General features: G+C 44.4%; 22 protein-coding genes. 4 read left to right on the forward strand and 18 right to left on the reverse strand.

What is annotated here, in order from left to right; all coding sequences use genetic code 11:
- The first annotated feature begins 131 nt into the window (after positions 1–131).
- The gene (locus IAE45_RS13780) at positions 132–2024 is read left to right on the forward strand and encodes a M13 family metallopeptidase (RefSeq protein ID WP_200126755.1); all 1893 of its coding nucleotides are present in this window, start codon (positions 132–134) and stop codon (positions 2022–2024) included.
- A gap of 50 nt (positions 2025–2074) precedes the next feature.
- On the opposite strand, the gene IAE45_RS13785 is transcribed toward IAE45_RS13780, so the two are convergent.
- Genes IAE45_RS13785 through IAE45_RS13795 form a run of 3 tightly spaced genes read right to left on the reverse strand, consistent with a single transcriptional unit; the run spans position 2075 to position 3677 of the window.
- The gene (locus IAE45_RS13785; RefSeq protein ID WP_005227832.1) at positions 2075–2374 is read right to left on the reverse strand and encodes a hypothetical protein; all 300 of its coding nucleotides are present in this window, start codon (positions 2372–2374) and stop codon (positions 2075–2077) included.
- The gene (locus IAE45_RS13790; protein WP_074934050.1) at positions 2375–2938 is read right to left on the reverse strand and encodes a cysteine hydrolase family protein; all 564 of its coding nucleotides are present in this window, start codon (positions 2936–2938) and stop codon (positions 2375–2377) included.
- Between the two features lie 43 nt (positions 2939–2981).
- Positions 2982–3677, reverse strand: coding sequence for a 5'-methylthioadenosine/adenosylhomocysteine nucleosidase (locus IAE45_RS13795; RefSeq protein ID WP_081117805.1), 696 nt, complete (start codon positions 3675–3677; stop codon positions 2982–2984).
- Positions 3678–3828: 151 nt separating this feature from the next.
- On the opposite strand from IAE45_RS13795, the gene IAE45_RS13800 reads away from it, so the two are divergent.
- Entirely contained in the window at positions 3829–4431 is a 603-nt protein-coding gene (locus tag IAE45_RS13800; protein WP_195266233.1) for a class I SAM-dependent methyltransferase, read from the forward strand.
- Positions 4432–4488: 57 nt separating this feature from the next.
- Here the strand turns inward: IAE45_RS13800 and macP are convergent, their stop codons facing one another.
- Both macP and IAE45_RS13810 read right to left on the reverse strand, forming a co-directional pair.
- Complete coding sequence (macP, locus tag IAE45_RS13805; protein WP_005227820.1) at positions 4489–4785, reverse strand: cell wall synthase accessory phosphoprotein MacP; 297 nt, start codon at positions 4783–4785, stop codon at positions 4489–4491.
- The gene (locus IAE45_RS13810) at positions 4778–5356 is read right to left on the reverse strand and encodes an NUDIX hydrolase (RefSeq protein ID WP_081117807.1); all 579 of its coding nucleotides are present in this window, start codon (positions 5354–5356) and stop codon (positions 4778–4780) included. The genes macP and IAE45_RS13810 overlap by 8 nt, the downstream gene beginning before the upstream one ends.
- 218 nt (positions 5357–5574) lie before the next feature.
- On the opposite strand from IAE45_RS13810, the gene IAE45_RS13815 reads away from it, so the two are divergent.
- Positions 5575–6216 carry a 5-bromo-4-chloroindolyl phosphate hydrolysis family protein gene (locus tag IAE45_RS13815; RefSeq protein ID WP_195266235.1) on the forward strand — a complete coding sequence of 214 codons (642 nt, stop codon included), beginning with the start codon at positions 5575–5577 and terminating at the stop codon, positions 6214–6216.
- Positions 6217–6313: 97 nt separating this feature from the next.
- Entirely contained in the window at positions 6314–7507 is a 1194-nt protein-coding gene (locus IAE45_RS13820; RefSeq protein ID WP_077452316.1) for a toxic anion resistance protein, read from the forward strand.
- A gap of 83 nt (positions 7508–7590) precedes the next feature.
- On the opposite strand, the gene IAE45_RS13825 is transcribed toward IAE45_RS13820, so the two are convergent.
- From IAE45_RS13825 to IAE45_RS13885, 13 genes are all read right to left on the reverse strand, one after another.
- A complete protein-coding gene (locus tag IAE45_RS13825; RefSeq protein WP_200126757.1) occupies positions 7591–8922 on the reverse strand; it encodes a sensor histidine kinase in 1332 nt (443 codons plus the stop codon).
- Positions 8916–9602, reverse strand: coding sequence for a response regulator transcription factor (locus IAE45_RS13830; protein ID WP_077452321.1), 687 nt, complete (start codon positions 9600–9602; stop codon positions 8916–8918). The genes IAE45_RS13825 and IAE45_RS13830 overlap by 7 nt, the downstream gene beginning before the upstream one ends.
- Positions 9603–9676: 74 nt before the next feature.
- Positions 9677–9835, reverse strand: coding sequence for a hypothetical protein (locus IAE45_RS13835; protein WP_170920075.1), 159 nt, complete (start codon positions 9833–9835; stop codon positions 9677–9679).
- 41 nt (positions 9836–9876) lie between these two features.
- The gene (locus tag IAE45_RS13840) at positions 9877–11190 is read right to left on the reverse strand and encodes a PASTA domain-containing protein (protein ID WP_200126759.1); all 1314 of its coding nucleotides are present in this window, start codon (positions 11188–11190) and stop codon (positions 9877–9879) included.
- On the reverse strand, positions 11183–11857 hold the full coding sequence (locus tag IAE45_RS13845) for an ABC transporter ATP-binding protein (RefSeq protein ID WP_008379303.1): 675 nt from the start codon (positions 11855–11857) through the stop codon (positions 11183–11185). The genes IAE45_RS13840 and IAE45_RS13845 overlap by 8 nt, the downstream gene beginning before the upstream one ends.
- A gap of 12 nt (positions 11858–11869) precedes the next feature.
- Positions 11870–13318, reverse strand: a complete 1449-nt coding sequence (locus IAE45_RS13850; RefSeq protein ID WP_200126829.1) for an ABC transporter permease — start codon at positions 13316–13318, stop codon at positions 11870–11872.
- Positions 13319–13590: 272 nt separating this feature from the next.
- Positions 13591–14976: an APC family permease gene (locus tag IAE45_RS13855; protein ID WP_086291612.1), complete on the reverse strand. Its 1386-nt coding sequence runs from the start codon at positions 14974–14976 to the stop codon at positions 13591–13593.
- Positions 14977–14999: 23 nt separating this feature from the next.
- Positions 15000–15866, reverse strand: a complete 867-nt coding sequence (locus IAE45_RS13860; protein WP_077452324.1) for a GRP family sugar transporter — start codon at positions 15864–15866, stop codon at positions 15000–15002.
- A 115-nt stretch (positions 15867–15981) separates the two neighbouring features.
- The gene (gene sapS / locus IAE45_RS13865; protein WP_077452325.1) at positions 15982–17019 is read right to left on the reverse strand and encodes a two-component system sensor histidine kinase SapS; all 1038 of its coding nucleotides are present in this window, start codon (positions 17017–17019) and stop codon (positions 15982–15984) included.
- Positions 17016–17690 (reverse strand): two-component system response regulator SapR, encoded by a 675-nt coding sequence (gene sapR / locus IAE45_RS13870; RefSeq protein WP_005227794.1) that lies wholly within the window; start codon positions 17688–17690, stop codon positions 17016–17018. The genes sapS and sapR overlap by 4 nt, the downstream gene beginning before the upstream one ends.
- A 158-nt stretch (positions 17691–17848) precedes the next feature.
- On the reverse strand, positions 17849–18052 hold the full coding sequence (locus IAE45_RS13875) for a hypothetical protein (protein WP_005227790.1): 204 nt from the start codon (positions 18050–18052) through the stop codon (positions 17849–17851).
- 19 nt (positions 18053–18071) lie between these two features.
- A complete protein-coding gene (locus IAE45_RS13880) occupies positions 18072–19577 on the reverse strand; it encodes a phosphomannomutase/phosphoglucomutase (protein WP_200126761.1) in 1506 nt (501 codons plus the stop codon).
- 103 nt (positions 19578–19680) lie between these two features.
- Positions 19681–20175, reverse strand: coding sequence for a methylated-DNA--[protein]-cysteine S-methyltransferase (locus IAE45_RS13885; RefSeq protein ID WP_200126763.1), 495 nt, complete (start codon positions 20173–20175; stop codon positions 19681–19683).
- Positions 20176–20208: the final 33 nt, after the last annotated feature.

Below are 20208 nucleotides of genomic sequence, written 5' to 3' on the forward strand. Positions count from 1 at the left end.
CTGCCTTTTTTCTTATTATACCTTAGATTCTCCTCCTATTTGGATCAAAACCCTTTTTCGTCTAGAAAACTTTTCTTTGCGTCCTTACAGATTTTGTTTCATAATAGTAGAAAGCGAGAGGAGCGAAAGACATGACAACCTTGTTAAAAGATGATTTTTATGACTATGTAAATGGCGAGTGGCTGGAGACCGCTGTTATTCCAGCAGATAAACCCGCTACGGGTGGATTCCAAGATCTCGTTGACGGAATCGATTCCTTAATGATCGCAGAATTTGAAAATATGGCACACGATCCCCATGCTACGCCAAAAGGCCGTATGAAGGATGCTGTGGCTTTTTACCGCTTAGCCAGCGATTTTGCCCAACGAGAGGCAGCGGGCGCTACTGAAGCAAATGCACTATTAGCAAAAATCGAAGCGTTGCGTTCTTATGAGGAATTGAATCAGCAACTGGCAAGTTTCGTTTTAGATGGTATTGCCTTGCCTTTTCAACTAGATGTCGATGCAGACATGAAAAATGCGCAAATGAATACTTTATCGGTCTATCCGCCTGCTACTATTTTGCCGGATAAAACCTATTACACAGAAAATCCCCAAGCAGGCGAAATGCTGCAAGTCTACTTTGAGATGGCCGTCAACGTGTTAGTTGCTTACGGAAAAGACCAAGCAGAAGCGGAAGCGTTGGTAGAGCAAGCGATCGCATTTGATAAATTGATCGCCCCTCACGTCCGCAGTGCGGAAGAAAGTGCGGATTATAGCAAAAACTACAATCCTCGCTCCTTGGAGGAATTTGCAAAGCAAGCTAGCAAGATCGATTTTAGACAACTCTTGACGGCCCTTTTACCAGGTACACCGGAAGAGCTGATCGTAACGGAACCCGCTTACTTTGAAGCCTTTGACATTATTGTTTCTGATAGCCATTTCGAACTCTTGAAAGGCTGGATGATCGTCAACCAAAGCTTGCGCTATACTAGCTATCTGAGTGAAGAATTGCGTCAGTTAGGCGGAACCTACAGTCGCTACTTATCAGGGATCGATGAAGCGGCTCCCCAACAAAAAGCGGCTTATTACTTAACGATGGGTCATTTCAGTCAAGTGATCGGTGATTATTATGGACGCAAGTACTTTGGGGAAACGGCGAAAAAAGACGTCAAACACATGGTGGAAACAATGATTGCTGTCTACCAAGATCGTTTGCGCAACAACACGTGGTTAAGTGAAGAAACCCGCCAAAAAGCGATCATCAAATTGAATCGTTTAGGCATCCATGTCGGGTACCCTGATCAAGTTCCTGTCATTTATGACCAGTTGCATACCGATGAAGAGAAAAGTCTGCTGGCAAATGCCCTGCATTTCAATCGTTTGTTCCGAGAAGATGCCTTCAAAAAATGGCAGCAGCCCGTGGATCGCGAGGAATGGGAAATGTCCGCCGCTACCGTGAATGCCTACTATCACCCATTTAAAAACGTGATCGTTTTCCCAGCGGCAATATTACAAGCACCCTTTTATAGTTTGGAGCAATCCACCAGCGCAAATTATGGGGGGATCGGCGCGGTCATTGCTCATGAGATCTCCCACGCCTTTGACAACAACGGGGCAAAATTTGATGAATATGGTAATTTAAACAATTGGTGGACAGAGGAAGATTTGGCCCACTTTGAACGCTTAGCTCAAGCGATGATCGACGAGTTTGATGGCCTGCCCTTTGCCGGCGGTACCGTCAACGGCACATTGACTGTTTCTGAAAACATCGCCGACGCAGGCGGACTAAGCTGTGCGCTAGAAGCCGCGCAAAAGGAAAGCGATGTTTCTTTACCAGACTTCTTCACCAATTGGGCGAAGATCTGGCGTACAAAAGCCAAAGAACAATACCAACAGCTCTTACTGTCGATCGATGTCCACGGACCAGCTAAACTACGGGCCAATATCCAAGTTCAAAATATCGATGAATTTTATACAACCTTTGATATCAAACCTGGTGACCCTATGTATCGCGCGCCGGAAGATCGTGTGCAGATTTGGTAAACAAAAGCGCAAGCAGATTTTTCTGCTTGCGCTTTTTCTTCGCCAATTGTTTATTTCTGCAAAGCTTTTTTCATCATACTGATCACAGAATCGAATTGAGAATGCTCATTGACGACTTGATCGGCTTTTTGCCGATTGGGGCGGTCTTTTAGAAAGTCGAAGATTTGGTTTTCATTCTGGATGCCTAATTTAGCCATAAACTCATCCAAGTTCTGAAAATCCGTATACTTTTGTAAGAAGTCATTGTTCAACAATGCCTTCACATCAAGATCTCCCTTTTGATACGCTTGATAAAGGCTAGTCAGTTCACTGAAGCTGAAATTTGCTTTTAATTGATCCATCCATCCCATTTACGCTTCCTCCTTCGCAGAAATGATTTTCGCGCCAAGGGTATTTTCAAAATGGCGCAGTGCCCATTCATGTCCGACCGCGTCAAAGCTGGCAACGGTATCTGCATCGATCACCAGTTGGTAGCCTAAATTATAGGCATCCACTGCTGTATGCAAGACACAGATATCGGTACAAACGCCGGTCAAGTACAATTCCGTGATCCCTCTTTCTCGCAGTCGGATGTCCAAGTCAGTACCGCTAAACGCTGAGTAATGGCGCTTGTCGATCCAATAGACATTTGGCGCTTCCTGATAGTTTTCATAAAGCGGGGCTAAACGGCCGTAAAGATGTCGACCTGCACTGCCCGCAAGATTATGGGGTGGGAACAAGCGGTTTTCAGGATGATAGTTGTCCGTTTCCTCATGACGATCAATGGCAAAAACGACATACTCACCGGCTTCGATAAAGGCTTGCGTGCGAGCCACTAAGGCAGCTTCAATCGCTTGCCCAGCAGCCCCCGTGGTCAATCGTCCCTCATCTGCAACAAAATCAAACGTATAATCAATCGATAGTAATGCTCTCATGCTTCCTTCCTCCTCTTACGGATCGGCTCTCCTGTTTTTTAAGTTATTTTAATGTTTCAACGAATGCCAAGACCATTTCAGCGGAACGCTTGCCAGCTTCTAAGATAAACTCATCAAAAGAGACAGTCGCTGCATGGTCGGCGGTGTCGCTGATCGCGCGCACGATCAAGAAAGGAATATTGAATTGCTGTGCGGTCTGTGCGATCGCGGCTCCTTCCATCTCACAAGCCAAGGCATCTGGAAAATGTCCTAAAATCTCCTGTACTTTTTGCGGGTCATTGATGAAACTGTCGCCGGTAACGATCAATCCCTTTTTCACGGTATGATGGGTCGCCTCTGCGGCTTTCGTCATCTCACTGATCAAGTAGCGGCTGGCTTCATAATACAAGGGCATCCCGCCAGGCAGCTGGCCATATTCATAACCAAAGCCCGTCACATCGACATCAAAATACGCCACTTTATCTGAGATCACTAAATCCCCTACTTGTAAACCGGCACCAATCCCACCAGCCGATCCAGTATTGATCACCATATTGACCCCATATTGTTGGATCAGTAAGCTAGTGGTGATCGATGCCAGAACCTTGCCGATACCTGAACGAACAACGATCACTTCATGATTGCCGATACTTCCTGAAATAAATAGTGCGCCGCCGCGTTCCCAAGAAAGCGGTGAAATCAACTGTTCCCGCAACGCCTTGATTTCTTCCTCCATTGCACCAATAATACCAATTTTCATGTGTTTGCCTCCTGCTTCTCGTTTATTTTTCATCCTTTGAAATGAAAAACAACAGAAATTCCCACGTATCTACTGACGTGTTTTTCTCCTTTCATGATAAACTAGTTTTGACGAAACGAACAGTTTTTTGTCATTATAAAAGGAGGCACTTATGTCTGAAATTTTCAACGCCATGGCAGCAAAATACGATACCCCTGAGCGAATCGCGTTAGCACACTTGGTCACCCGAACCCTTGACCCTTATTTTAAAGACAACCAGCACCAAACCTTGATCGATATCGGCGGCGGTACCGGCCTGGTAAGTCTGCCCTTAGCAGCTTATGTCCAGCACTTAGCCATCTGGGATACTGCCCCTAACATGATCGAGGTTTCTGAAAAAAAAATCAACCAACTGCAGCTGTCCAATGCTTCTGCAACTGTCCACGATCTGCTGCAAGAATCCTTGCAAGCAAAAGCAGATGCTGTGCTGCTATCCCTCGTCTTGCTGCATATTCCTGACACAGCCGCTATGCTGGAAAAACTATACGCCTTACTGCAGCCAGGAGGAACCCTTTACCTAGTGGATTTCCTCAAAAATCCCGCCGTGTCTCACCCGCTGGTTCATAATGGGTTTGACCCTGCTGCATTGACTCAACTGACAGAGGCGATTGGGTTTACCGACACTTCCTTTACCGTTTTTCATGAAGCGGATCATTTGTTCATGAATCAGCCAGCTGCCATGTTTTTAGCTATTTTGAAAAAGCCGACCGAATAACAAAAAAGCCGCACTTGCAGAAGATGCAGGGGCGGCTTTTTCTTAGTACTAGATGAATCACAACAAAAAGATCGCTAAACCGACGACGACTAACAATAAAGTGACGATCACGATGGCTTTCATTAAAAAGCGATTCAGATCCCGAGATTTTTGGTTCTCGCCCGCACGGGTCTTCGTGATTTCTTTGTTTTTCTTGCGCACTTTTCGGTAGTGGTTATCGATTTGTTTTTCTTTTTGTTTCCATTCTTTCTTGCTTTGTTTTTCTACGATTTGCTGATTGCGTTCAGCTGCCGCTTGTTCTTCTTCGCGTCGGCGTCGAAGCTCACTGCGGGTGATCAATGGTTCTTTAGGCAAGTCCGTTCCTCCGTTTCAATTCCAGCAACTCCCAAAATTGGATTGCAAACACGGTCTTCGCATCACAGATCGTTCCATCAGCGATAGCGGCTTGTGCCTGCTCTAAGTTCAATTCATAGACTTCCAGCACTTCGTCTTCGTCTTGCGGCAATGGATTTGTCACTTTTTCCAGCTCTTTCGCATAATAGACGTGCAAGATTTCATTCGCAAAGCCTGGTGAAAGGTACATAGAAGAAACGTGCTCCAGCGTTTTTGCACGATAGCCAGTCTCTTCTTCTAATTCCCGGGCGCCAGTCAAATCCGGACGAGCACCTTCTCCTGGATCGATTTTTCCTGCTGGTATCTCTAAAATCACTCGCTCTAATGGTTTTCTGAATTGGCGAACGAACAGCATCTTGTTCTCACTCGTCAAGGCGATCACGGCCACACCGCCTGGGTGAAAGACGAGTTCTCGTTTGCTGGTCCCGCCATTTGGCAAGGAGACATCATCAACCACTACATCAATGATTTTGCCATGGAAAATTTCATTTCGTTGGATCGTTTTTTCTTCAAAATCTTTAAATTCTAACATCTATCGACACCTAACTTTCCTCATACGTCTTATCTATCAAACACTTTAGCATAATTTAGAAAAAATATCTTCTTAAGAAATAGCAAGAAAGCTTATGAATTTACTAAATATCGGAAAATCCACCCCAAGTCTGATATTTTTCTTTTAGTGAACATGCTAAAATAAAGATGTCGAATAACCCAATCTACTTGTCCAAGAGATTTTTAGGAGGAGGAAAAATGAAAAAAAACATCTGGCTGATCGTTGGTGCGATCGTCCTCATCAGTATTATTTTTAACGTAGTAGGCGATTCATTTGCGAGCCTATTATTAATCGTCGGTGCGATTTTAGTCTACGTCGGTATCAGAGGACGCAAAGTTCCAGCAGCCGATCCACAAGTTTTGCCTTCTTTAACGAGAGAAAGAGAAGCCCATTACTTGAAAAGCGGGATGACTACTCGTGAGATCGAATTGTTCCGGGAAACGATGAATCAGACGAAACACCAAATCGATAAATACCAAAAAAATATCACTAGCAATAACAAGTTAAAAGCCATTGACTTGCGTCACGATGCTTTGCGTGCCTCAAAAGCTCTTTTCAAAGAACTCGTAAAAGAACCAACCAAACTGCCTTTGGCAAGTCATTTCCTTTATACCCACTTGCCCAATATGGTCGATTTGACCGATAAGTTCATTGAAATCAATAGCCATGAGATCAAAAGTCGTGAGACCTATGATAAAATCGAGGAAAGCACCCAAATCATCGAGCAAATGGCTTCCTTGATCGCCAAAGACTATTCCCAATTTGTAGCAGACGATCTTGATGACATGGATGTTGAGTTATCCATTGCCAAACAAAGCATAAAACGAGATAATGAATAGGGATAGATTCTGATTGGCAACAAGAAAAGAATCTAAAAAAAAATCTAGCCCAGGCTAGATTTTTTTCGAAAGTAGACACTTATTAGGAGGAGTTATTATGAGTGAAACACCAAATCAAGCAAAACCCGTAACGGATACGCTTGACGATTTATTGAACAACCCATTTTCAACCCCTGTCGACACTTTGACCACCACTCAACAAGCGGAGATCAGTCAGCTGAAAGAACAGCAAACAGCACCGCGTTTGATTGACAAATTACCGCCAGAGCGTCAAGCACAGGCCCAAGAATTAGCAAGTAAAATCGATGCCACTGACCAACAAGCGGTCATCACCTATGGTGCAGCTGCCCAAACCAAACTTGGAGAGTTTTCCCAATCCATGTTGAACCATGTCCAAGCAGCTGATATCGGCCCTGTGGGCGACTCATTGACGGAGTTGATGTATCGCTTGCAAGAAGCCAATCCAGACGAACTGCGTGCAGGTGAAGGCAACTTATTCAAGCGGATGTTTGGTAAAGTCAAACAATCCATTTTTGAAATCACCGCTAAATACCAAAAAATCGGTGCCCAAATCGACAAGATCGCCGTCAAATTGGATAAAGAAAAAGACGGTTTGCTAAAAGACAACCTGATGTTGGAACAATTGTATCAAAAGAACAAAGATTACTTCGATGCATTGAACATCTACATTGCCGCTGGCGAGTTGAAGATGCAAGAATTGCAAACCAAAATCATTCCTGAAGCTATGAAAAAAGCAGAAGAAACGAATGATCAAATGGACGTACAGATCGCCAACGATTATACGCAATTCCTAGATCGTTTAGACAAACGGACCCATGACTTGCGTTTGGCCCGCCAAATCACGATCCAACAGGCACCACAAATTCGCCTGATCCAAAACACGAACCAAGCGTTAGCAGAAAAAATCCAAGCTTCTGTCAATACAGCGATCCCACTGTGGAAAAACCAAGTAGTGATTGCCTTGACTTTATTGCGTCAAAAAGATGCAGTTACGGCACAGCGTCAAGTTTCTGAGACCACCAATGATCTATTGAAGAAAAACTCAGAAATGTTGAAAGTTTCTGCTATTGAAACAGCGAAAGAAAACGAGCGCGGCATCGTCGACATCGAAACATTGCAAAAAACACAAAACGACCTTGTGGAAACGATCCAAGAAACATTACGGATCCAAAAAGAAGGAAAAGAAAAACGTCGGGCTGCCGAAGTGGAATTGGGTCATCTAGAAGAAGACTTGAAAGACCGCTTATTGGATTTAACTAGCAACAAGTAAATTTCACCTATCAAAAGAGGACTTCCATTCATGGAGTCCTCTTTTTTCGAAAAATTTTATTTAAGTGAAGCAGCGATCCAATCTCAATGAAATGAAACTTCAAAGTGATTGACGCCGTCTTGATCCACCGTCAAACTGATTTGCGCCTGCAACATTTCTGTGATGGCTTTGGCGATGGCTAAACCTAACCCATAGCCACCGTCTTGATGGTTGCGAGAAGGATCCCCGCGGTAGAAGCGGTCAAAGACATAGGGAATTGTTTCTTCTGGGATCGGACAACCACTGTTGGAGACTTGCAGCACCGTTTTTCGTTGGCGTTCAACGAGTGCCACTGTGACGGTTTCTCCAGCGGGCGTGTATTTCAAGGCATTATCTACCAATATCATGGTCAATTGCCGCAAGGCTTGCTCATTGCTTTCAAGGCTCACCTGTTTAGCGATCTGTTCCTGATAGTGGATCCCTTTTTCCAGCGCAATGGCCTCCATGCTTTGATAAACACTTTGCACGACTTGACTGGCATCAATCACCGAACGCACGACTTCTTGCTCGGCACTTTCGAATTTGGTCAATAGCAGTAAGCTATTCACTAGCTCATCCATCCGTTCGGAACCTAACTGAATGTTTTCCAGCCATTTCATTTGGCTTTCCAAGGTTTCTTCTGGACTGCCAGCTAATACTTCGGCATTAACTTGAATGATTGCCAGTGGTGTTTTCAACTCATGGGAAGCGTTAGAAACAAACTCTTTTTGTTTGCGCCAAGCCAGTTCAACTGGTCGCAAGGCTCGATTGGCGACGTAAAAACTAGCGATATAGATACTGGCTAAAGCTAAAACGCCGATGAGCAAAAGCGTGTTTCTTAGATTTCTCAGACTGGTCTTATAATCGGTGACATCAAAAAACATTACTTGGTAATATGGCTCATAGCTATTGATACTGGTGGAGTACATTCCCATTGACTCATTATTGATGGAATAATGGCTGAAAGAAGCCACCAAAAAGAGGGAATAGCGCCAATAACGATCATTCAACTTCACCTCGTTTGGTACTGCTCCTTGCTTCGTTGCTGTATCGACCAAAGCGCCATACAGTTCGCTCTCATCGACACCCTCATCATCACTTTGGATCTCAACGTCGACTTGATCGCTGACAACTAAGCCAATTTCTCTGAGATCGCTGGTACTATTGATGACGGTCAAAATCATTGGATATTCTGGATCGATTAGTGATTGCCTTATTTCGTCCTCCTCTAGAGGTGCCGCACCTAAACTATTTGCTTCTTGCGAGATTAGTGATTGAATCTCATTTTCGATTTGCGTGGCATTCAAAATATAGATAAAGGTAAAGGCACCTAAGACAATAATCGAGGTCAATGCCATATTGAACCATAGCATTTTATTTCGCAATTTTTTTAACATGGCGGCTCCTTGCTCTGCAAAATGTACCCGGCATTGCGGATCGTACGAATGCCGATATCCGCTTCTAGCAGCGTCAGTTTTTTTCGCAGCAAAGATACATAGATCTCAACACGGTTTTCTTCCACATCGGGATCAAAGCCCCAAATCTTATTGATGATGGTTTCTTTTGATAAAATCACTTTAGGTCTGGCTAAAAATAGCTCCATCAGTTTCATTTCTTTTGGTGACAGCACCACTTGATTGGTCTTCGTAGCCAACTGCAGCTCATTACGCGCCAAGACCACATTGCCAAAGGCTAACTGGTCTTCTTGGTAATCCAAGTCTTTTCTTCTACCTAGCGAACGGATCCGCGCCAGCAGCTCTTTCATTTGAAAAGGCTTCGTCAAATAATCATCGGCTCCTGCATCTAAGCCAAGCACTTTGTCATCGACTTCGCTTTTGGCCGTCAACATAATGATCGGCGTCCGGATGTTTTGCTTGCGTAACGTCTTTAGCAATGTGATTCCATCGATTTTAGGCAGCATGATATCCAAAACGAGAATGTCATATACACCACTCGTAGCATAATCTAATCCGGTTTCGCCGTCAAAGGCCAAATCAACGGAATAATGGTGTTTCTTCAATAAGCTGGCAACCGCTTCTGCGATCGATGGCTCATCTTCTACGAATAAGATCCGCATCGGTCAGTCCCCCTTTTACACTCATCATTTCTTTTTTCAATCACTTTTCGGTAAGCACAATCATTCCTGTAGGATCATTCCAATTGTTCTCCAATAAAACGTTCTGTTGAAACGATCCGCATGTGTACACTTGATTGATGAATCCACATGTGTAGCAACAATGCTACCATACCGCTTAGTAAAAAGACAAACAGCTTTTTCCTAAGTTCTTGAAAATTCTCTTGATGACGCATGGGTTTCCTCCTTTTGCAGGTTGACTAAAAAAATAAAGCGACTATTCAGGATCAGATGCCGCTGGGGCTGTCTGATTGCCTAAACTGATATCAAAGGTGATCGTATCTTCTAACGGCAGAAACTGATTGAACTTGCTCATCCCCACGATCGTTCCGTAGGGTTCTGCTGAGTTGACGTAACGGACTTGATAGCTGATGTTCGCCCCTTTTGAACGGAATTCATCAAAGAAAAGCTTTTGCAGATCTCCTTCAAGGTATTCTCCTCGACGATAATCTCTGATATACGGTTGACCTGCGGAGTAGACGACGTCAATCCCTTGGTCATCTTTGCTAGTCAGGACTGTCCCGGCGGACTCGCTTTGGGAAATCAGCTGTCCGTAAGCCAGACTCTGAGTAAACTGCATCCGCACCCGTACATTGACGCCCTCAACAGCGTCTTGGGCATCATCTGGTAAAATCGTTGAAAAGTCCGGTACGGTGACTCCTTTTCCTAGGGAAATCGTTACTTGAAACGCATCCCGTTTCGCGATTTTTTCTTTTGGTGCCACGCTTTGTTCAATGACTTTGCCTTCTTCCACAGTGTCTGAAGCCTGTTCTTTGACTTCTAGGTCCAGCTCATGGACTTTCCCCCATGTTTCTACCTCTGAACGGGTTTTATCCTTAAAGTCAGGTACCTCAATATCTTTTTCAAAGGTTTCTTCGCCTTTTGAATAAAAGACTCGTCCGACATCTCGACGATGATAGTTTTCTCGCGAGACTTCCTTATTGGTAAATTCTACTCGAATCGGTGCTTTTTCCTCGATCTCATCGTGGTATTCATCGACGATCGTCAAATTGCTGGCTTGATTTTTTTCGATCCACTCTGCTGCCTCGTCCCTGGTCATTTCCATAAAGTCTGGCAACGCCAATTTCTCTTCTGGATCTGGTCCTTGGCTAACCGTTAGATGCAACGTGCTTCTTTTTCTGACTCGGCTTCTGGCAGCTTCTTCTTGGGCAATCACTTGATTGGCTGGGGCTTCATTATAGGCTGGTGTGACAGCAACCGCAAGATCATGTTCCGCCGCCCATTCCCTGACCTCTGAGATCTCTTTGTCCATAAAGTTATCCAACCGGACATACGCCAACTGGAAAAATAAAAAGCCGCTGAATATAAGGAGTCCGAGCAGGGCAGCTAACCCTAGCAGTCGTTTTTTCCGCCGCTTCTTTTTGAAGGAGGGATCGTGTTCGATCCCCTCTTCTAAAGAAGCTGAACCTTTTTCTTTGCGGGAAGCACGGGAAGAAGGTGCTTTAGCTGTAGCTGATTCCTTGTCTGGCTCTTTCGGTTCTTCTTCAAACTTCGATAAAAAATCACTCATAGGCTGTCAACGCACCTTTTTTTAAATAAAATGTCTGATCTGACTGCTTGGCGATCTCAGTCGAATGGGTCACTACGATGATGCACTTGTTGTGGATCGCCGCTAGTTCTTTAAAAATATCCACGATTTCTTGTTCCATGCCTTCATCCAAATTCCCGGTAGGTTCATCGGCTAAAATGATATCAACGTTGGTCGCTAAAGCACGAGCGATGGCGACCCGCTGCTGTTCCCCACCGGAAAGCTGATTGACGAAACGATCGGCTTTCGTGGAATTGATGCCGATATAGTCCAGCAAACGATACGCAATTTGATCGTGCTGATCTGGTAGTTTGTTGTCTGAAATCGCCATTGAAACAAGGACGTTTTCTAAAGCCGTCAAATAAGGGATCAAGTTGTAACTTTGAAAAATCAAACTGATCTTGTTGCGGCGATATTCTTCATAACCGATCGTTTTGATATTTTTTTCTTCAAAAAACACTTCCCCATCGGTTGGCTGATCCAATGCACTGATCAAGGAAAGAAAAGTGGTCTTTCCTGAGCCTGATTTTCCTAAGATCGTGTAAAATTTACCTTTTTCAAAGGAGATATTGGTTTTATCTAAAATTTTCCGGCGATTCTCGCCATCTTGGTAGTAATACGTCATGTCTTTTGTTTCTAAAATTGCCATGTTCATCGCTCCTTACAGCATGATTTTTTTCGGATTCAACCGTAAAATATACAACAGCGGCACCACTGCCGAAAGCAAGATCGTCACGATCCCAGTCGCTAAAAAGGCGATCACATAAGATAAGGTATATTGAACGCGAAACGCCTCGTTGATCGTCGCTTGGTCGATTTTCGGTGCACCCGCAAAGAATTGTTCCATCCCTGCCTGGTTTGCCTCTAGCATACTGCTGGCTAACAAAGATTCAGAAACCATCTTGCCCAGCATGTTGCCGGTGACTAAGGAAATCAACATCGCACTGATACCAATCAGCAGGAGTTCGATCACGATTTGTGCAAACACGTATTTCCGACGTTCTCCTAACGAAAGGTAGATGCCTAATTCATATTTACGATCTCGGGTAAACAACACAATAATCAAGGAGATAATAATCAAGGAAGCAATCACCGCAATCACTACGACATACGAGGAAATTTGTGATAAGCGATTCATACTGGTTCCCACACGGTCATACTCATCCGTAGAAGCATTGACCTTATAGCCATTTGGCAAGAGTGGTGTCACCTCTTGTTTGAATTGTTCTGCATCTTCTGGTTGATTCAAAATAAATTGCGGGGTAAAGAAATCCTCGTCAGAACCGGGGTCTGTCGCTGGAAACGCCGCTTGTCGCCCCACACGTTCCTCTTCAACAATCGTTTTCACAGCATCATTTGGCATATAGATCCGATTGAAGGGACTATCATCAAAAAAGGACGAACTCGAATTATCATTTTTTTCATTCGCTTTTTCTAAATTTGTGTTTTTAAAGATCCCGACGATTTCAATTGGGTAATCATTGCCTTTTTGTTTCTCTGGCTCCTCACCAGATGAATAGTCGATAAACTGTCCATCTAAGACCATGGTGTCACCAACGACTAAGCCGTTTTCCTGAGCCAACTCTTCAGAAATCAACCCCACACGTTTTCCGGTACGCTGTTCCTCTTCAGTGAAGAAGCGTCCCTGTGTTAAATTCACCGTGCCTTCTTCAAAGTCTAGCGGCTTTAAGAGATTGGTTCCTGCTAAATGGATCAAGGAAAGCATGCCCCCAACGATCATGACATTGTCATCATCTTCTTGAGGACTAAAACGATAAGGTTTGAAGTTTTCAACAGCAATCGATGCTTCTCGCAAATAGTCATACTGTTTGACTTCCGAGCGCTCGCCAATTTGTTTGATCAGCTCCTCCGGCAGCGGCTGAATCTCCTCCATACTTGCGCCGCCCTCACTATTTGCCATCAAGGCTTCATAGTCGATATCGATCGTTGCCAGTGAGCCTAATTGGTTTTTGATCTGCTTTTCGACATTTTGAGTCGACTGATTGACCGCAATTGCGCCAGCGATCACATTTCCTAAAATTAGAATAACAGCAAACAATATTGCAGATTTTCCTCGCTTTCTCGTCACACTCAGCCATGCCCGTTTCATATAATTCAATTGCCAACATCCTCTCTTTTTTTCTCTAACAAAAGCATACTGGATGAACCTTTAGTGAATCTGTCATTTGGAAAATTTCTCAAAAAAAGCAGATTCATAGAGGACGTTTGATCAAGAAAGACTGTCGTTGCAATGAGCAGCACCAGAAATGGCCACTATTTGAATAACAAAAAAAGCCTCCTAAAACGCTGCTTATAGGAAGCTCGGCTATATTTACACAAAAAAGACAAAGACCGCATCCGGGTCTTTGCCTTTTCACAATCCTATTCGTCAATGTTCTCATTTAATTCGCTGTTACGATAGCCATATACAAAATAGATCGCGATTCCGATCACTAAGGAGATCCCAAAAACGATCCAAGTCGCCGTTTTCAGGCGTGTCATCAAGAAGAGACAGCTGGCAACGGACAACAAAGGCAATAACGGTACCAGTGGTACTTTGAATTCGCCTTTAGCAGGGGGGCCCATCATCTTCCGCAGCTTGATGATCCCTAAGGACATCAAGATCATATACGACAATGCCGCAATGTTGGTCAATTCTGCTAAGATATTCAATGGGAAAGCTGCTGCAAAGAAGAAAGCAAAAACACCGGCGATATAGGTCGCTTTCTTTGGTGTTTGATGTTTTGGATCGATGGCTTGCATGGCTTTTGGCAATAACCCATCTTTACTGATGGCATATAACAGACGCGCCAAGGAGTACATCATAGCGATCGTCACTGTTAATAAGGTCAAGATCGCCCCTACGGAAATGATTGATCCGACAACCCCATGACCGACATAACGCATAGCAAAAGCCACCGGATCATTGACTCCTAATTCAGCAAACGGCACGATCCCTGTCATGATCAGGGTAACAACGATGTACAGTACCGTTGCGATCGCAATCGAACCAATGATCCCCCGAGGGACATTTTTCTTGGCATCTTCGACTTCTTCCGCCGCCATTGCGACAGCATCGAAGCCAAGAAAAGCAAAGAAGACTAACGCTGCACCATTAAAGACGCCTGAAAACCCAAAGGGCATAAAAGGCTGCCAGTTGTCTGGTTCCACGAAAAAAGCACCAAAGACGATAAACAAGACGATCACGCCGAATTTCACCCATACCATGGCATTGTTCAAACGTAACGCTTTTTTCGCTTCTTGGCTAACCCATAAGGTTACAAAAATAATGACTAAACCAGCGATCAAATCAATGTAGGTCCCTTTGCTTGGGTCATAACCGCCAGTCAAAGCGGTTGGTAAATGGATATCCGCACTGGCCAAAAAGCCTTGCACATAGCCTGACCAGCCAGATGCCACCGAAGAAACGGCCAATAAGAACTCGCAAATCAAAAACCAGCCTGCCAGCCACGCGGTAAATTCACCAAAAACGACATATAAATACGAGTAGGCGCCCCCTAAAACAGGGATCCGAGAAGCAAATTCCGCAAAAGAAAGCCCTGATAACACAACAACGATACCAGCTACAACAAAGGAAAGAATCAATGCCGGTCCGGCATATTCAGCAGAAGCAGTCCCTGTAACAACAAAGATACCTGTGCCGATAATGGCGCCGATCCCCAACATAATCAAATCTTTTAACTTCAACTCTTTTTTTAAATTCGTCACACTTTCCCGTTGTATGACTTTTTTTCGAAATAAATCCATAATTCCTCCTCAAACATATACGTTTATGTTGCTTTCATATACCCTAGCAAAACACCGCCGATAATCACCAGCAGACAACCAATCACCACATACCGCAGTTCTTTCTTGGTTTTCTTTTCGCCGAGAATAAAAATCCCGCCTAGCGTTGAAATGATGATCCCCATCTGTGACAATGAGAAGCCCACCGCTAATCCGACTTGCTGAACCGTGATCAGCATGCAGACATTGCCGATGCCCCATAACAACCCTGACAAAGTATTTTTTCCTACAAAACGATCGACCTTCGTCTTTCTTAAAGCAAACAGACTAGCTCCGATCAGCATTCCGATACTTTGCGGCAAAATGATCGCTAGCGGATCCAATCCTGCCCAAGTAATCAAAATCGTATAGGCGCCGTAACCGATCGTTGATGAGATCAAGGCCCGAAATCCTTTAGGAAAATCAAGCATCTTGCTGCCGGCTTCTACCGGACTTTCGCCATCTTGGCGAGCGGTCAGATACGCCCCGATCACCAACAAGATCAATGCGCTAACACCTAATGCATAATCGCGGGTCTGGGTCCATTCCGCAAAAAACAATGCACCGGCGACCGTATTTAAAATTAGCTGCATGCCGGTTGAAAGTGGCAGTCCAACAGACACACCTAAATATTTCATACCATGGAATTGACCGTTTTGACCGACGGACCAAAAGAGCCCAGACAAAAGACCGATCAAAATCACCTTTCCATCAATCACTGGCATCGTCACAAAAAATACGACCAGAGAAAAGAAAAAGGCACCAATCGTCATTCCTAGCGTTTGCTGGTTCGCATCCCCGCCAAGTTTGGCACTTACCAAACCAATGCTGCCCCAAGCAAACATTGGTACTAATGCAACGAGTATCTCCATTTCATTCATCCTTACCATTCAATTTTAAACACAGGCTTTAGTGTATCAGTGAAAACGTTCTAGGGACAAGTGATTTTTGTCAATAAACACAAAAAGATACTCGAAAAAAAGCAGATTAGCGTTTTTCCTCATAATAACTTAGTAACGGGAAGAACAGCGTCATGGTGGTTCCTTTTCCAACCGTCGACGAAGCCGTTAGCTCGATGCCTAATTCCTTCGCTAAACTTTTCGCTAAAAAGAGCCCCAATCCCGTCGAGTGGGTGTCCGTTTGGCGCCCATTTTCGCCCGTAAAGCCTTTATCAAAGATGCGCCGCATATCTTCTTTAGGAATGCCGATCCCACTATCTTGCAAGTGGAGATAGGTCCCTTGGGCATCTTTTTCGATCCGAATCGTCAGCTGTCCATTTTGTGGTGTGTACTTCACAGCATTGCTGACCAGTTGGCGAAAGATAAAGCCGAGCCATTTTTCATCGGTCAACACTTGCTGGTCCTCGCCTTCAACAGCATAATGCAAGTTCTTTTGGATAAAATAATTGGCCTGACTGCGCAAAACCGGCTGAACGACGGCTTTCAATGAAATTTCTTGGACCAGATAATCTTTTGAAAAGCTATCCAAACGGGCGACGTACAAGACTTGCTCGACGTATTCATTCATACGGTTCAATTCATTTTCTAGTAAGATAAATTTTTCATCAGGAATATCAAATTCGATCGAATGCAGCAGTAACCGCGAGGCGGCTAACGGGACTTTGATTTCATGGACCCACGAATCGATGTATTCCTTTTGCTCTTCTTGATTGCTGACCACTTGCTGCATCAATTCTTGGTGCTCTCGGATCAACTGATTGATGTAGGATTCGATCCGTTCTTCTTCTGCCGAGCGTGCTCCTTGCAAGTAGTTTTGCAGCAAGCTGTCTCCGGGCTTGGGGGTGATTTTTTGCCAAAAGCGCCGCTTAGACAAGTAGCTGATTGCTAAAAAGAACACCATCAAGACACTTTGCATCAAAAAGAGATACCCGACTGTGCCCCAATCCATTGGGGAATGAGGAGTCAGCCAAAAAACTAAGACCGTCAACACGAAAAAGACCAGCCAGCCAATAAACAGCAGCCAACGATCTTTCAAAAAACTGCGCAAAACCCGCCACTTTGTCATGGTACGATATACCCTTGACCAACCTTGGTTTCAATGTAGCCATTCATCCCCGCTTGTTCGATTTTTCGTCGCAAACGATTGATATTGACCGTCAAGGTATTGTCATCTACAAAACGCTCGTCATCCCATAAGGCCCGCAAGAGTTTTTCCCGACTTAAAATCTTGCCGTGATTTTTCATCAAAATATACAGCAGGCGGTATTCGTTTTTGCTAAGATCGATGCTTTCGCCATTGATATACATGCTGCTGTTGTCGATATTGAGGGTCAAACCGTTATGCACTAACGTCTCGCTGCTGCTTTCTACATAGTTGTAGGAACGGCGCAATAAGGCATTGATTTTTGCAATCAGAACGTCGATCTCAAAAGGTTTTGTCACAAAATCGTCCGCTCCCATATTCATGGCCATGATCATATCCATATTGGTGTTGCGGCTAGAAATAAAAATGATTGGTACTTTGGAAGCTTCGCGGATTTTTTGACACCAATAGTAGCCATCAAAAACCGGCAAGTTGATATCCAGTAAAATCAGTTGGGGCTCTTGTTCTTCAAAGTCAGTCAACACTTGATGGAAATCCGTGGTGCCAAAGGTCTCAAACTGCCATTTTTCTAGTTCTTCGATAATTAGTTGGCGAATCACCGCTTCATCTTCTACTACCATTATTTTTGCCATATCCGTGAATTCCCTCACTTTGCGTAATTTTCTCCTCTTTACTTTATCAAATATCAAAAACGAATGCGAACATTAATCGCCGTTTTTAGCAAACCCTAAAAAACCTCGCCACTGACGGTAGAAGCCAGTGGCGAGGCAAAGCAAAAACGTCTATTGGGTTATTCGATGATCTCTACCGTCTCGATCAGTAATTTACCGATAAACAATAAGATCCCATCGAAAAAAAGCACACTCATGTTGACACCTAATAACATCGATAACCGTTCAACGACATCGATTTTTGGTCGTTTGTTCAAGTAACGAAACAAGAAAAAATTCACACCATATGTCACTGCCATGATCAGCAGCATCAAAATCACCATTTTAGTTCCCTGCTTTTCTTCAAATTTTTGGTTGCTGTGCTAAAAACTGTGTCAGCTTGCTTTGATCGATGGCTTCATACTGCGATAGGAAGCGACCGATTGCTTGAACGACTGCCGGTAGATGACCTGCTTCGTCATTTTCAATCTGCAGCACGAGCAATGGTTCGTGCAGGCTCATTCGTAGCAAGAACCAGCCTTGACCATAGGGACCCGTTAGATTGATACGAATGCCTTCCTCGTTTTCTGGATCGATCTGCCAGCCTGGAATCAAATGATTGGCTAAATTAGCGATCACTTGGCGACCATAGTCTTGATAGTCGGCTTGTTGGATCGCAAAGCGCAATTCTTGGGTCTCAGCGGGTTGTTGCAATGCTGCGATCAGCTCATCCAGTGTCGTGCCTTGCTGTTGTAATTGTGGCAGCATCATCAAGAGCTTGGCGATCACGTACGCCCCGTCATCTAAAAAGAAATTTTCTTTAAACGCGGCATGCCCGCTGGTTTCGATGGCTAACTGTGTGTCCAGTCCTGCTTCATTCAGTTCGATCGCTTTGTTGATCACATTACGATAGCCAGAAATATAGCGTACTTGCTGTCCCCCCAGTGCTTCGATAAAGGTTTTTAAATGATTGGAGGTTGGCGAATTGGTGACGATACGTGTGCCAGGGTGTTCCGCTAAGATGATCTTGCTTAATACAGCGATCATATTGTTGCGGTTCAATGGCTCACCGCTTTTGGTCACGACGGCTGAACGGTCGACATCGGTATCGAAAATAATGCCTAGATCGGCTTGTTCTCGTAAGACGGCTTCACGGATACTCGCCATCGCCTCTTTATTGTCTGGATTGGGAATATGGTTAGGAAAATGCCCATCTGGTTCTAAAAATTGCGAGCCATTCGTATCTGCCCCTAGTGGCAGCAACACCTTTTCAGCAAAAAAGCCGCCGGCACCATTGCCTGCATCAACAATGATCTTTAATCCAGCCAAAGGTTTTTCGGTATTAGTTCCCATCCCTTGGCGGATTTTTTGCAGCAGATCTTGGGCATAAGGCGTCAGCAGGTCTTTTTGCTGATAGCTTCCTTTTTCCGCTGCCTCATGAACGGTATTGTGGGTCAAAATATAGTGGATATCGGATTTTTCGGCACCGCCTTGGCGGCTGAAAATTTTTATTCCATTAAAGTAATAAGGCAAATGACTCGCTGTCAGCATCACACCGGCATCACAGTCAAAATCTTCAAATTGTGTACTCATAAACATGGCTGGTGTCGTTGCCAAGCCACAATCGATCACTACCACGCCTTCTTGCTGCAGCTGTGCCATCAACACTTCTTGCAGTGCTTCGCCACTCAAGCGACTGTCACGACCGACTGCCACGCGAAAAGGTCCGCTGCCCTTTGTTGCCAACCAGCTGCGCAAGCCTGAAGCAACTTGCCGGACCGCTTGCTCCGTCAGTGTCACCTGTTCTTTTTCAGTGGCGATCGCAATTCCCCGAATATCAGAACCATTTTGTAATTCAACGATGTTCATTTCCTCCACCCCTTCTTGTAACCGGAATCAATTTTATTATACCAGAGAAATAAGGAAATGAAATTGCTTTTTAGTATTTTTTACTATAAACAATTTGCTTCATCTATTCTTTAAAAGGAATCCCTTCCAGTTGCAGTAATCGGCGTTTGGTTGCTAACCCGCCCCGATACCCCGTCAAGCGGCCGTTTTTTCCTAACACACGATGACAAGGAACCACGATCATCATCGGGTTACGCCCCACTGCATTGGCGACAGCTCGAACAGCGGTCGGACGTTGGATGCGCAGCGCCAAGTCACTGTACGTAGTCGTTTGTCCATAAGGAATTTGGGTCAGTGCTTGCCAAACGGTTTGTTGAAACGGCGTCCCGACAAAATCAAACGCAAAAGTAAATGTCACTGGTTCCCCTGCAAAATAAGCTTGCAGCTGCGCTTCAATTACTGGATCAAGGTCAGCTGTATCACTGATTTCAGCCAGCGGAAAGAACTTGAGTAACTCATGATGATCCTGCTGTCGACCAAAATAAACCATTCCTTTTTCCGATTGGACCACCTCATACCATTCTTCTTCTAAAACGATCTTTGCCAATGCTAATTTCATGTTTTCACCTCATGGAATCCATTTTTCGCAGCA

Source organism: Enterococcus sp. S53 (assembly GCF_016516865.1).
In the GTDB taxonomy this organism is placed as follows: domain Bacteria; phylum Bacillota; class Bacilli; order Lactobacillales; family Enterococcaceae; genus Enterococcus_D; species Enterococcus_D innesii.